This is a genomic window from Bacteroides sp. AR29, assembly GCF_900217715.1.
Classification (GTDB): Bacteria; Bacteroidota; Bacteroidia; order Bacteroidales; family Bacteroidaceae; genus Bacteroides; species Bacteroides uniformis.
In genome coordinates, this window is sequence record NZ_OBMS01000005.1 from 131,498 (window position 1) to 144,964 (window position 13,467).

General features: G+C 44.6%; 10 protein-coding genes. All 10 read right to left on the reverse strand.

Annotated features, from left to right (window positions below; all coding sequences use genetic code 11):
- Positions 1-28: 28 nt before the first annotated feature.
- The 10 genes from CSD97_RS04670 to CSD97_RS04715 all read right to left on the reverse strand — a co-directional run bounded on the left by CSD97_RS04670 (position 29) and on the right by CSD97_RS04715 (position 13,255).
- On the reverse strand, positions 29-1,036 hold the full coding sequence (locus CSD97_RS04670) for a GRP family sugar transporter (protein ID WP_057281451.1): 1,008 nt from the start codon (positions 1,034-1,036) through the stop codon (positions 29-31).
- Between the two features lie 30 nt (positions 1,037-1,066).
- Positions 1,067-1,963 (reverse strand): ribokinase, encoded by an 897-nt coding sequence (rbsK, locus tag CSD97_RS04675; RefSeq protein WP_035447294.1) that lies wholly within the window; start codon positions 1,961-1,963, stop codon positions 1,067-1,069.
- A gap of 33 nt (positions 1,964-1,996) precedes the next feature.
- Complete coding sequence (locus CSD97_RS04680) at positions 1,997-4,774, reverse strand: glycoside hydrolase family 2 (protein ID WP_035447296.1); 2,778 nt, start codon at positions 4,772-4,774, stop codon at positions 1,997-1,999.
- 9 nt (positions 4,775-4,783) lie between these two features.
- Positions 4,784-5,671, reverse strand: a complete 888-nt coding sequence (locus CSD97_RS04685; protein ID WP_227186983.1) for an ROK family protein — start codon at positions 5,669-5,671, stop codon at positions 4,784-4,786.
- Positions 5,671-6,732, reverse strand: a complete 1,062-nt coding sequence (locus tag CSD97_RS04690; protein ID WP_035447300.1) for an SIS domain-containing protein — start codon at positions 6,730-6,732, stop codon at positions 5,671-5,673. Before CSD97_RS04690 ends, CSD97_RS04685 begins: the two co-directional genes overlap by 1 nt.
- A 74-nt stretch (positions 6,733-6,806) precedes the next feature.
- Positions 6,807-8,417, reverse strand: a complete 1,611-nt coding sequence (locus CSD97_RS04695; protein ID WP_057281530.1) for a DUF4434 domain-containing protein — start codon at positions 8,415-8,417, stop codon at positions 6,807-6,809.
- Between the two features lie 5 nt (positions 8,418-8,422).
- Positions 8,423-9,934 carry an ADP-ribosylglycohydrolase family protein gene (locus CSD97_RS04700; RefSeq protein ID WP_057281453.1) on the reverse strand — a complete coding sequence of 504 codons (1,512 nt, stop codon included), beginning with the start codon at positions 9,932-9,934 and terminating at the stop codon, positions 8,423-8,425.
- Entirely contained in the window at positions 9,931-10,998 is a 1,068-nt protein-coding gene (locus CSD97_RS04705; RefSeq protein ID WP_035447304.1) for a DUF4434 domain-containing protein, read from the reverse strand. Before CSD97_RS04705 ends, CSD97_RS04700 begins: the two co-directional genes overlap by 4 nt.
- Positions 10,999-11,019: 21 nt before the next feature.
- Positions 11,020-12,123 (reverse strand): SGNH/GDSL hydrolase family protein, encoded by a 1,104-nt coding sequence (locus tag CSD97_RS04710; protein WP_064774936.1) that lies wholly within the window; start codon positions 12,121-12,123, stop codon positions 11,020-11,022.
- 10 nt (positions 12,124-12,133) lie between these two features.
- Positions 12,134-13,255, reverse strand: coding sequence for a DUF4434 domain-containing protein (locus tag CSD97_RS04715; protein WP_310591724.1), 1,122 nt, complete (start codon positions 13,253-13,255; stop codon positions 12,134-12,136).
- Between the last annotated feature and the right edge of the window lie 212 nt (positions 13,256-13,467).

The window sequence follows — 13,467 nt, forward strand, 5'->3', positions numbered from 1 at the left end:
TATACACATTTTTTTAATTAATAAAAGATCAATTGCCACCGGACGTAATAATTAACGCCAAACCTAAAATAAAGAGAATAAACATCAAGGCAATCAATAGATTAGTAGATTTAGAAGCCCCTTTGAATTCCTTCCAAATAAACACCCCCCATAATGCGGCAACCATCGTAGCCCCTTGTCCCAACCCATAGGAAATGGCAGCACCGGCTGTTCCGGCAGCAATATAACTGCACGCTGTTCCCAACGCCCAAATGGCACCCCCCAAAATACCAACCAAATGAGTATTCATATTTCCTTTGAAGTATTGACTGTAAGCCACAGGCACCCCCGTAAAAGGTTTCCTCATTAACAAAGAGTTGAATAGAAAGTTACTGATAAAGATACCTATTGCAAACACAAACAAGGCAGAATACGGAGTCATCATACCAACAGCAGGCGATTCCAGATTTTCCAAATCCATAGCAGCGGCGACAAAACGATAGAAAAACGCCATCAGAATACCAGCGCAGACAGCGATCAGAACTCCTCTTTTTCGGACAGTCTGACCTGATACTTCAGAAACTTTACTGGAAGCAATCCCATTAAAAACAATGGCCAACACAATCAAGAAGACACCCCCAAAAAGAGTGACAGGATCCCCCTTCGGTACACTAAAGTAATTGACAAATACGCCTAATACCAACGCCAACCCCACCCCTATCGGGAAAGCAACCGACATACCAGCCAACGACATGGAAGCCGACAACAATATATTCGAGGCATTGAATATGACGCCACCCAGAAAAGCGCTCCAAAAATTCTCCATACCAACTTGCTGCAAGTCCTGCATAAATCCGCGTCCCCCTTCTCCAATGCTGCCCAGTGTCAAGCCCCAAACCAAAGAAAAAAGAAGTATACCAATCACATAATCCCAATAGAACAATTCATAGCGCCATGTTTGGGCTGACAATTTTTGAGTATTTCCCCATGATCCCCAGCATAACATCGTGACCCAGCACAACGCTACCGCCAATCCGTAACTTTCAACTATAAACATAATCGTGATATTTAATATTGTTTTTAATGATTACAACTCTTCACGGTAAGGAATAGAAGACTGGGCTCCCATTCTGGTTACAGCTATGGATGAAGCTTTTGAAGCCATCACAGCAGCTTGTTTCAAGTCCATGCCCTCTGACAATCCTACGCACAAAGCCCCATTAAACGTATCTCCGGCAGCTGTAGTGTCAACAGGCTCCACTTTGAAAGCATCTATACGATAAGAAACGCCCTCTTCCCTTATAAGACATCCTTTCGAACCCAAAGTGATAATTACATTCTTTACCCCCATCGCGCAAATCTCTTCCGCCACTTTCTCAACATCGGCATCATTGGCAATCTTTATGCCCGTAAGCATCTCCGCCTCGATGCGGTTCGGAGTGACCATGTACAGATGCCGGAACAATTCTTTGGGAAGACTGCGGGCAGGAGCCGGATTCAGCACCACCTTCACTCCTTTCCCGAAAGCCTTTCTGGCAGCATACTCCACTGTTTGAAGCGGAATTTCCAATTGCATCAAGAGGATATCTCCCTCACACATTTCCTCCAACATTTTATCCACATCTTGTTCGTTCAACAACATGTTGGCACCGGATGCCACTACAATACTATTCTCCGCATGATCGTCCACGCTGATCAGAGCTACTCCGGAAGCAGAATCTTCATCGAGAGCAATATATCTTGTATCAATTCCTTCCTTTTTAAAATAACCGACAGATTGCCGACCTAATACATCATTCCCCAATTTTGCCATAAATATCAGATTGCCGCCCAATCTCTTTATTGCAACAGCCTGATTTGCTCCTTTTCCACCCTGGTTCATAAAGAATTCCCCTCCCAGAATCGTCTCACCGGGAGCAGGCAGATGAGAAGTTCTCACCACCATGTCCACATTGGAGCTGCCAATCACTATAATTTTTTTCATAACACTATATTATAAATAAATTCAATCTATTCATCATCGTGCCCGGAAGAACACAGGAGGTGTATCTCCGGCATCGGATACTGCCACACGAGCCGTTATTACCTTTTCATCTCCCGGAAAGAGCGTAATAAAATTGTCACTCCAGAATACCGGATTAATCTCCTTACCCCGGACGTCCAGCAAAGTCAGATGATTGAAATGGGACAAACGATCCGATTCGTTCTTCAAACAAATAGAAAAGACATATTCCCCTTCCTCTTTGGTAACTTCAACCTCCTCCTTCAATTCCGGTTTCTCCATAGAAGTGAACCAAAAGAAATCCATATGCTGGGAATAGAACCAATATAGGTTCTCGGACAGAAGTTTACCGTATTTATCATGCAGCTCCAGCTTCACAAAGTAATTATAAGAGTATTTTCCACACCGGGGCACCGTAACAATCTCCTGATAGCAATCGGGAGAAACAGTTATCCGCTGGGAGTCCTCCCAAGCCACTTCCATGTCATTGTTGATAACTTTAGCCGTCACTTTCACGTCTTGCAGTGTCTGATGGGAGGCATTAATCACAGAAACCCTGAAATCATTCGCATTCAACTGTACGTGCACCGGTTCCATAGCTTTTTTTGCAAAATAATAAGAAGCATTGGGAGCCAGATACCAGTCGTATATCTGCCAGCACACATCGGGCCAGCAAGAATTAATCTTCCAAATCATCACACCGGAAGTAATATCCCACATCCGGTGATTAGCCGCTTCAAACATAGCGCGATAACCATCGGCACTCAGAAACTGGGCATTGTCGGCATATTCTTTTGCCGTCTTCGGATCACCGAACATTGTGCGAATGGCATTGTCATAAGAGCGATAGCAATAATTACTTACATCCCAAGCACCATGTTCAGCCCAAATGCTATCCAATGGGAAAATAGGGCTGTTTACATTAGCCGTACTCTCCGCGGTAGGAATAAATTTCCGGAGGCTGTTGTACGTCGGCATGGAAGGCATCCCCAGTTCATTGCGGAACATCTGCAAATGGACCTCACGCACTTTATCAAAGAAGTAGGAAGAAGGCGCCCAATTATAGTCGGGCGCACCGTCATCCGTCGTACCTGTTGGCAGATCTTCTTTCAGATAAGGAGTCAAGGCGTCTACATCCCAATGAAAACTGGTAGTCGGAAGATAAACACGCGTAGTATCGATACTCCTCACTTTCTCCTTGGTCAGCTTGTACAAGCTTTCATTCATCAAGACCTCATTGGCTCCTATCCATGAAATAATAGAAGGGTGATTGCGATAGCGGAGCATCATATCTTCCACTCCTGCCACCGCCAGACCATGATCCAGAGGATTGTCAGCAGTTTCAGTTCCGGGAGTCATACGGAAACATTGATAGAAAACATGCCACCACATCAGGCCATATTTGTCAAAACTTTCAAACCAGGTTTCAGAAGGAGACGGCATATCTTCACTGCCAATCAGGTTGATGTTCGCCTCTGCCATCAAGCGGGCTTCATCATAGATACGTTTTTCAGATTCCTCCAACAAGATGTCCGGCTGTATCCAACCGCCCTTACAGAATATCCGCTTGCCATTCACATAATATACACGACCACATTCATCTCCCACCCGGTTCAGTCCACTTGCCACCTCACGGATTCCGAAATCAAACTCTTTGGTATCGGACACTTTTCCACCGATGCTAAAAGACAGTTTCATGTGATGCAAGTATTGCTCGCCATACCCATTCGGATACCACAAATACGGGTTTTCTATCAGCAAGGAAGGAAAGTCCTCAGGGGTCAGTTCCACTACTTTTCTCTCACCGGCACGCAGGGCTACTTTCTTCGTCAGCTTGATTGGCTTGAGGTATCCCTCCATATGCTTGGTATAAGTGGGAAATTTGACTTCGTTGAGTAATGTAATCCAAGCATTCACCTTTCCCTCGACAAGCTTTGCAGAAGTATTCCTCACTTCAAGTTTAATATTGACCTTTGCAAGCCCAGTGTCAACCTTCATAGGCATGGTAGTGGACTTTGGTAAAGTAGTGATAACAAAAGGATTTTCAATCAACACCTCGTCCGTGGCTTCCACTATCACTTTCTGGTAGATACCCATATTCCGGTCGCGAACCACGGGAGCACAATCCCAGCCACCGGATATCTTCAATGTCTCATCCTTAAAGATATCGTAGGAATGTCCGCGTACAGGACCGAATACTTTCAACTGGGTGCCGGGAGTCGGGACGCCCGGATGATCCACCTGATAAATTTTTATCGCAATGCAATTGTTGGCTCCGGCACGGGCATATCCGGTTATATCAAGTTTAAAGCGACGAAACATACCCACAATATCTTTTTTATCAGCAACCTGACGACCATTTACCCAGACATCTGCCCGGTAGTTGATGCCGTTCAAGGTCAGCCATACCTTCTTGCCTTTATATGATTTGGGAAGAACGACTTCCGTACGATACCAGTATGGATCTTGCCAAGGATTACGGCCACTTTTCAGGTAGTTGTATTTAGATAGATCCATCCGGGCATTAAATTCATCCGACACATCCGGAATCAGGTAATTATTCAGGCCGATTCTCGGATCAGGATATACGTTTTCCTTCACCAAAGCGTTCAACACGGTAGTGGGCACAGTGGCCTGATACCATCCGGCAGTGGGATAAGACAATTGCGAAACCTCAGCAGCTCCGGCGTTTAGCTCGGAAGAATTGATAATCTTCCAGTTCTCCAGTTCAAGAGATTGGGCATTGACAAACAACATGTTACATATCAACAGTATAAAAAAGAGTTTTCTCATAGTTTCTTGTTATTTTAATATTAATGCAGCCGCACCAATAAATCCGGCATTGTCTCCCAAGGCTGCAGGCAGCAAAGTAGTATGCCGGGCTGCTGAACGACAAATGAATTTACGAAATAGCCACTCTGCCTTGTCCCAGTATAAATCGGAAGATTTCAGAACAGATCCGCCTATGATGACAATTTCGGGATCGGTAATATTCACTGTCCATGACAAAGCATGAGCTAATGCCTGGGCAAAAGCATCCCATACCTGCAAAGCCATTTTATCACCGGACCGTGCCAGTTCGGCTATACGATAAGCCGGCAACTCCTCCTTTGTATATTCTTTATAAAGACGGGTGACGGCATTGCCGGATACATAATCTTCCAATATCCCTTCTTTATAAGGTGAAGTCCATACTTCTCCAGCACAACCGGAATGCCCACGCCATACTTTTCCTCCATTAATCCAAGCACATCCTATCCCCGTTCCTAAAGTGAAACCCAGGACTGAACCGGCATTCCGACCCGCTCCCCATAATGCCTCTGCATAAATCAGCGCATTGGCATCATTATCAAGGATCACCCGCAACGGAAATGCTTGTTCAACGGTGTCTTTCAACGGAAAATAGTTCAAAGTGGGAAGATTCTCAACATCCAGCAGTATACCTTTACCTATATCGAGAGGTCCGGTACACCCGATACCAATGCCCTGAATATCGTAATCCGCAGCATCAGCCAGAATATTTTTCAACAGAGAAAACAAATTGGCAATAATTACTTCGCCGGGTTCTTTCGGATTAGTTGCAATAGTACGGGGAGAAGCATAAACCAATCCCTCTCCGCCAACAATACCCGCACTGATCTTTGTGCCTCCGATATCGACTCCTATGGCTACCTTTCTTCGTCCCATCATTATTCTATTGAAGTCACTTTAGCACCATGTGTAAAACTGCCGGGCACTAGTTCCATTTCTTCCGCCCAAGCATTCACTATCAGCTGAACAGGAACAATGGACGGAATTGCAAACAAATCAGGGTCTCCGCAATGAACATTGATTTCCAGCAAATTCACACTTTCAATGCCGGAGGAGATATCCGACACCAGGATCACTTTACCATTAAAAGACAGAACATCAGCCATAAGCCTGATGCTCTGCCGATAAACACCGGACCGTGAATGCGCATAAATGATACAGATAAAGCCAGGGCCTACCATCTCTAGTGGGCCGTGGCGAAACTCACCGCCCAACAAAGCTGAAGCCGGAGTCTTGGTAGCCTCCATAAACATCAGGGCGGTTTGGGCAGCGCTTGCAAAAACCGTACCCCTGCCTATCACTTGAACAAACGGATGCCCACTTAAAAAAGCGACCGAACGGGATAAATAAATCCCCCCTTTCTCAAGCTGAAGACCGACTTCCCGAACGACACTATCTAAAAGAGCATTATCCACCCTGCGACCATCCAATGCTCCTGCAAGCAGATACACTACCAGATAGGTGGTGATAAATGTCTTCGTAGATGTCATTTCCTCCCTCCCAGCCTTACATAGCAGACTGAGAGTAGCCATCGCCGCTAAAGAACTTCCAGACTCATTTGTGACCCCAACCACTGTCAACCGTGAATGATGCCGTTCACCAAGTTGTTTAAGCAGTTCAATCACCTCATAGCTCTCGCCTGACTGTGAGATGGCAACCAATAAAGTGCGCTCTGTCAGAACTGAAGACTGAAAATGCAATAGCTCCCCGGCATTGATAGCAAAAGCGGGTATATTATAAGCGGTCATCATGGTCGCGGCAGCTTGCGATACAAAATAAGAACTTCCCATACCGGTAAGTACTATTTTGTCATAGTCACCGGTTGTCCACAGAGTACAGACAGCATCCAAACGCTCCTTTCCTTCTCTTGAATGATAATAGCCAAGAGTACGTTCCAACATTTCCGGTTGTTCTTGTATTTCTTTGATGAACTGATTCATAAAAAATATTTGTTTTTTATTGATTAAACACTACCAATTCCGCTAATGAGCTATTTTATTGCATCAGCAATAGGTCATTTTCCTTCAATATACCTCTTATAACCTTCATAAGTGTCCGTTCCCGGCTTAAAGGTAGCCCAACTGAAATTCGTAATATGATCGGTAAACATTCCGGCAACCCTTAATTGTTCTTCCAACTCTGACCAAGGCTTGGTACGCATTGTAATCTTCGGACACCAGCATTCCTTAAACGACTCGATGTCTACCCCGAAAATCACTCCGTTGGCATCGCAGGCTTTCTTTATTTCGGCAAACCAATTGGGCAGATCCACATCAAAGTCCACCAGACAACGTCCGCCTATGTCCTGAAGATAAAGAACATCAATATCGGGTGTTTGGGCAAATATCTTACCGAACCACTCCCCACAAAGATCGGCCGGCATGCCACGCCACAAGGCAGGAGCGATGCAGACTTCCTTGGGAGATTTCGACTTTATATAAGCCGCCACCGTCTGCAAATAGTTGGCCAGCATGGAGAGTGAAGGTTCTTGCTGCCACCCCACGGGATAGGAGCCATCGTGAAACTCTTCCGTTATATACCAACCATCCAGGCAGGGATGATTTCCCCAAAGGGCAAACAGTTCATCAAAGACCTGCTTGTTCCGCTCTACGAGGAAATCGTATTGCTCGGGGCTTGCAGTGTCTTTTTTGCTATAATCACCGGGATAAAGCCCTACGATAAGCTTCATTCCATTCTGCTTGGCAGCCTCGAACATCCGGTTCATGATATCATATTGTTTCGTGACCCAAGGAAGTTTTGTTGGAACATAAAAAGAAGTTTTTTCTTCTGCACGGTCATTGAACCCCTCGGCATACTGTATAATCCAGGTATCAATGCCCACCTCTTGGCTTGCTTTAAACTCCTTATCCCAATCGGTGTTTTCATATACCCCGTCCAATTGAATAAACACACTGGAAAACTTTGGAGCCCCTTTGAACTCGGGAGCATAAGAAGTCAACTGCTCCAGATTGTCAATGCAGAACGAACCGGTACACATTACACCCTCATCATTGGTTACTTCTATCCGATACCCCTCAAAGCGGTTCAGCATCAGTTTATTATCCCCCATATCATGTCCCTTGACAAAAGTAAAGGCTTCGTATGGCATCACCACCCGAGTCCACTCTTCTTGAGTCAACACCTCTTTGTCCACATATTCAAAGAATTGCCAGCGCCCTTTGTCGTGCAGTGTCCCCTGGGTGAACATGCCTGCATCTTGAATTATCATAAAACGGAATGTACCCTTGTTGTTCTTATTACCCTTCACCCAAATGGAAAGTCCCAGAGGATGAAAAGATAAATCACTGCGGTAGTCTCCACCACTTTGCTGGATATACACCGATTCCGCTTCGGAAGAATTGCCGGAAAAAGAGTATCTGATTTCAAAACTTCCTGCACCTTCTACACAGTCATCACTGACAAAACGGTCTATCGAACTTTTAGGCGAGGCAGGAGTTACCTTCATATCATACACCACACAATTCATCTCATCATAAGCGTTCAATGTCTTCACAGCACGAGCTTCTGTCAAGATATCCTCGCTTGTGGGGAGCTGCTTATTGCTGCAAGCTGCCATACATAGCAACAAAGAAGACAAGGTTGCCAGAATCATTCTTTTTTTCATGGCTGTCATTTCGTTGTATAGGTTATAATTTCGGTAATCCATATCTTTCCGCCGGACACGGGATTTTTCCATTTAAAAGTCACTGCGTGCTTACCCACCGGACAGTCGTAGCAGAAGAACAACTCGCACTTCCGGTGATTGAGTTCCTGAGGCAAAGCAGTGGTCTCATGCAATTTCCCATCTATATACACCTCCATTTCGGCCGTATAGTCTGTCGGAAGAGCACCTGCGACGTACCCCTTCACCACCAGACCTGTGCCTACGAAAGTGAATGGATTCACCTCATCTATCGATTTTTCAACAGTAAGTTTGCCACTAACTTTCAGGTCCTCAAAGGCCACTTCCAACGCAACAGGACGAATATCCTCCCGCTTGATTTCAAAAGCATTCCCTATTTTCGCATTTCCATGCTTCCGGAGCATATCACAAGCATGTTTATAAGTCATTTCGTAAGCCTTGTTCAGACTTATGTCTGTATGAGAAAAAGGCCGGTCTTCCACCTCATACAAAGTCCCTTTCCAGTATTCGGGAATGTTGCTGTAACCTATCATGGTTCCCAATATACCTGCTGCCGATGCCGGGTTGCAGTCAGAATCCTGCCCAGCACGGGTAGAGATATCAATGGTTTTTGTAAAATCACCCTCTCCATAGAGCAATCCTAAAAGGATGTAGGCCCCGTTGATTTTCGTACCGATATTAAAAGAATTGTGGATGCCTTCGGGACAACTGATTTCTTCGCTCCACTTGTTCTGCAGTTCAAACCAAGTACGCTTCCAGTCATTGGGATATTTCTTGTGCCAACGAATGACATCGGACATGCACTTGTGAAAATCGCTTTCCTCCGGTATGATTTTAAGGGCTTCTTCCACAATATACTCCATATCATCACTGACATAGGCCAAAGAATACATGGCTGCAACATACACCCCCCCGTACCAACCTTCGCCATAAGACATGATGTGACCTACCTTATCGCAAATTTCAGCCGCTTGATTGGGCATCCCAGGCGACATAATTCCGGCAAAATCAGCCTCAATCTGAAAATCGATACAATGGGCATGAGGGTTGTTCTTCCAATGCCCGCTCTGAGGAGCTTTCATTCCTTGCAGCAGGTTATAGCGCGCTACCTGATTGGCATGCCACAAGGGATATTCCGTTCGCTTAAAGGCAACGGCAAACGAATCCACCGGAGCATCCAAACCGCATCTTTCAAAGACTTCGACAAATGTCAAATCTACATAGACATCATCATAAAGTCCCGGAAAGCTATCGTACCATTTTTTCACCATGTGTTCATTCCAAGGAATGGGAATATAATCCTGAATAATAGTTCCCAGGAATTTGAATTCGGTGGGACCACCATAACTGCACCCTAACGTTTGCCCGGCCCAAGCACCTTTCACCTTATCCTTCAGCACTTGCTCTGACAAAATTCTCTTTTCGTTCTTTTTAAAAGCAGCTTTTACTTCAAAGGTACCAAACAGAACCAATAAAGTCAAGAGAAATACTTTTTTCATTCACACTTCTTTTGATAATGATTATACCATTCTGTATATTGCTCATATAATTTTATAGAATCCGGATGCCCTGCCACAATATCTGTATCAGGTTTGTTCATAATGCCCAAATATTGATAGCAGAGCACCTTATCCACATAAGGGGACACAGCTTCCAGCTGCCTGATAATGCGTTTGCCAAAATCAGCAGGAAGCAAATTACCACCGGTTCCATCCTCAAAATAAAACAATTCGACATCTGCCCACAAACGAGCCCTGCAAGCTTTTTCATGCGCCTTATACAATATTTCATAGAACTTGGCCGAGTCTTCCAATGAAGTATGGTTCACTCCCACCCCGTCCTGATAGGCTATGATATCAATATTCATCTTCTCCAACTGACGAACAAAATGATCATCAAAACGGGCTTCCTTGATAAAATAAGGGGCTATCAGGTTCACACAATTGGGCGTCAGGCGTTGGGCAAATGCCGCAGTCTCATTGACATAGTTCACACAAGCATCCACAAAATAAGGTTGCAGCATGGCTTCATTCGGGAAATACCACCCATAAAAACACGCATGATGACTGTACCTCTCAGCTATCTCTTCCATCGCCTGGAAACGAACTGTCTGTACTCCCTTGTCCAACATCATGTTGTAAGCATCTAAATCGCCCCAAAAATCATTGCTGACAAAAAATTTGATACCACATTCATCTGCCGCAGAAAGGACAGCTTCCAGCGGGTCATCACACCCCATTGGAATCCGAGGAGCAATTTTAGAAGGATAGAAGGGTTTGCCGGCACGAGCCACTCCCATCAAAACCAAATACTCCATACCGACCTCACGGATTTCAAACACCTTCCTGCGCCATTGGTCGGCAGTAAAATGGGCCAATGCTTCATTCCAATACCCGCCTTCGGCTGCCGAATGTTGAAATTCAAACCAAGAGCCCGAAATAGGCTTGGTCTTCTTGTCCGAACACAATGTGGTGGCGGCAGCAGGAACTGCATGCATAGCTTCGGGTATGGTCACAGCCACACTTCCCAAGCCTAAATATCTTATAAAATCACGTCTTCTCATCTCTTGTTCTTTTTTTCTGTTTTACTCAATAATTTTATCAGCCAATTCCCACCCCATGAGGGTCGAGATATAAGGAATTATCCACATAGCCATTTTCCTATGTCCACTGTATCCGGGATGCCAGGCTGCACCCAAATCTGTTGTCCTGTTATAAAGTCCTTCATCCAGCCTCAGCAGAAAGAGTTTCGGATCATTCAATTCAGACACTATTGTTTCATAATAACTGAACACCGGAGCCTGCATAGCAACCGGATAAAGGCAGAGAATAGGAATATTCCCATAATGCTCGCGCAACTGTGCTATTATCTGCATATAAGCTTTTACAAACTCTCTCTTGTAAGGATGCGGTTCTGTAGAAAAATCGTTCGAGCCTAAATTTATAACCACCAAATCCGGTCGATAGCCCGTGAAATTCCATTTAACAGTAAGGTCTTCATCAAGAGTATTTAGCATTCGGTCTTTCATCGTTACTTTCGACACCCTCACCGAATCACCGTAGTTACGGGCTACTCCTCTGCCCGAATGGGCAACCAACGTATAATCGGCATCATAATAGCGGGCTACCATGGCTGCAAAGGCATGATTACAGTTTTCCGTTTCCACCCCAAAAGGCTCATCACGGTGCCTACCATCCACCCCATACCCACAAGTAAGCGAGTTGCCGATAAACTCAATATGACGGGTACGCACAGTAGGACTTGCCTGCAACTGTCCCGAAGCAGAGAGCACAAATCGGTGGATGGTTGTCTTTCCAAACTCTCCCTCAGAACGTTTTTGCATCCTCAAGCTATGAAGACGCTTATCTATCCCCGACACCACATTAATTAGAGTATCTGTCCCGCACACCTTTACAACCCGGTGCAGTTCATCATCCACAAACACATTGTAGTAGCTTGTTCCGGTTTCAGAGACTATCAAAGAGAGTCTTCCGCCCGTAAAACGAGTCTCCCAATAGGTGCCCACCCAATCGAAAGATACCGACCCGTCCGAGGAAACCAGCGTTCTGCCAACATATCTCACGGCCGGATCATTCCCTTTGAAAACCTTGCCACAACTCTTAGCAGAAAGCTCCGACAGGCAACACATCTCTATTAGGATAAACAGGTATAGATAACAGCGCTTCATCACTTTCTTTTTATTTACGTGTTTTATTCCTATATTTCAGTTCTTTCAAATATCTCATATACCCATTGAACAAGTTGATTGTACGCGCTTCGCCCACACGGATAGACATCTCCGGATCGTTGAAAACACCGGGGAACTGATAGCAAAGGATCTTCTCGAAATTGTCAAACAGATTCAAATCATGAATAATCTGCTCTATAGGACGGGGATACAAAGAATTGTCCGGATTGAATAGAAAAGCCTCAAGATCGAACCACAAGTGCGCATTCGCCTCATCGCAAACCTTCTGCAACAAATCGGCAGCCTCTTTGCCGCTTATATCGGTTGCCGGCATACGTGCAAAGCCGAATGGACAAAGAATATCCAGATATTTCAATAATTCCGGATAAGTATCCATCCCAACAGGGACATCAAAACTATTAGTGGCAAGCATTATGGGTTTCTCAGGAGCTAAAGCACTACAAAACTCCTTAAATTCCTTGAAGAAATGTACTATTTCAACTTTTCTTTCCTTACTGCGTTGTGGATCTGGTTCCCAGTTATTTAGGCCCCCACCACTTTCTTCGGATACATAGAAAGCATAAAAAGACTCATGATGCCCATACATATCCCACAGTTCTTTGGCAACCCGTTTGTGCCATTCCAAGGACTCGGGGGTAAAGTCGAACCAAGCGAACATACCAACCCCCATCAATACTTGCATTCCTTGCTTATCCGCTTCCGAGAGAATGGCTTCGATAGGATCTTCAGCTGCAATGTCCATACGGCCGGGATATAATTTAGAAGGATAGAAAGCCTTCCCCGGATAATCCTCAACGGTAGTAGAACTTCCGATATAAGCTTGATGGCGAAATACTTCCTGAATTACCACCATATCCATCTCAATCTTGTGCATGGAACGAATCATCTCTCTCCAATGGTCATCGGTCATCTTTTTGATATCTTGATTCCAGTGCTTACCTTCCTCTTCACTCCAATGATAGATTCCGGTCCAAGCACCTGAAATCTGCTGAATGGAACGAATGTCCGATTGAATTACTTCTATTTCTTTTGTCTTACGATATACTCTTTTGCCATCAGACACCTTCAAAATCACCTTATGCTTGCCCACTTTATCTTTCATGGGAATCATAATCTTCACAACATCCGATTTACTTGATGATATTTTCAAAGTTGTATCACACAATAAAGCAGATTTTTTCTCTTTATCCCAAAAAAGGGAAACTTGATAAGTTTGCAGAGAATTACCCCTATTCACAATTCCTCCACGTATATCCAAATTTATCTTATTTGAAATTTTGCCGGGAGGTATCAATGTTAAACCCACTTTCTCATTAGAGTACA

Excerpts from the sequence above, each read along its gene's own strand:
- CSD97_RS04680 (WP_035447296.1), bottom strand. The coding sequence starts at position 4,774 with ATGAGAAAACTCTTTTTTATACTGTTGATATGTAACATGTTGTTTGTC.
- CSD97_RS04710 (WP_064774936.1), bottom strand. The coding sequence starts at position 12,123 with ATGAAGCGCTGTTATCTATACCTGTTTATCCTAATAGAGATGTGTTGC.
- CSD97_RS04715 (WP_310591724.1), bottom strand. The coding sequence starts at position 13,255 with ATGATTCCCATGAAAGATAAAGTGGGCAAGCATAAGGTGATTTTGAAG.
- CSD97_RS04670 (WP_057281451.1), bottom strand. The coding sequence starts at position 1,036 with ATGTTTATAGTTGAAAGTTACGGATTGGCGGTAGCGTTGTGCTGGGTC.
- CSD97_RS04705 (WP_035447304.1), bottom strand. The coding sequence starts at position 10,998 with ATGAGAAGACGTGATTTTATAAGATATTTAGGCTTGGGAAGTGTGGCT.
- CSD97_RS04700 (WP_057281453.1), bottom strand. The coding sequence starts at position 9,934 with ATGAAAAAAGTATTTCTCTTGACTTTATTGGTTCTGTTTGGTACCTTT.
- rbsK (WP_035447294.1), bottom strand. The coding sequence starts at position 1,963 with ATGAAAAAAATTATAGTGATTGGCAGCTCCAATGTGGACATGGTGGTG.
- CSD97_RS04690 (WP_035447300.1), bottom strand. The coding sequence starts at position 6,732 with ATGAATCAGTTCATCAAAGAAATACAAGAACAACCGGAAATGTTGGAA.
- CSD97_RS04685 (WP_227186983.1), bottom strand. The coding sequence starts at position 5,671 with ATGATGGGACGAAGAAAGGTAGCCATAGGAGTCGATATCGGAGGCACA.
- CSD97_RS04695 (WP_057281530.1), bottom strand. The coding sequence starts at position 8,417 with ATGAAAAAAAGAATGATTCTGGCAACCTTGTCTTCTTTGTTGCTATGT.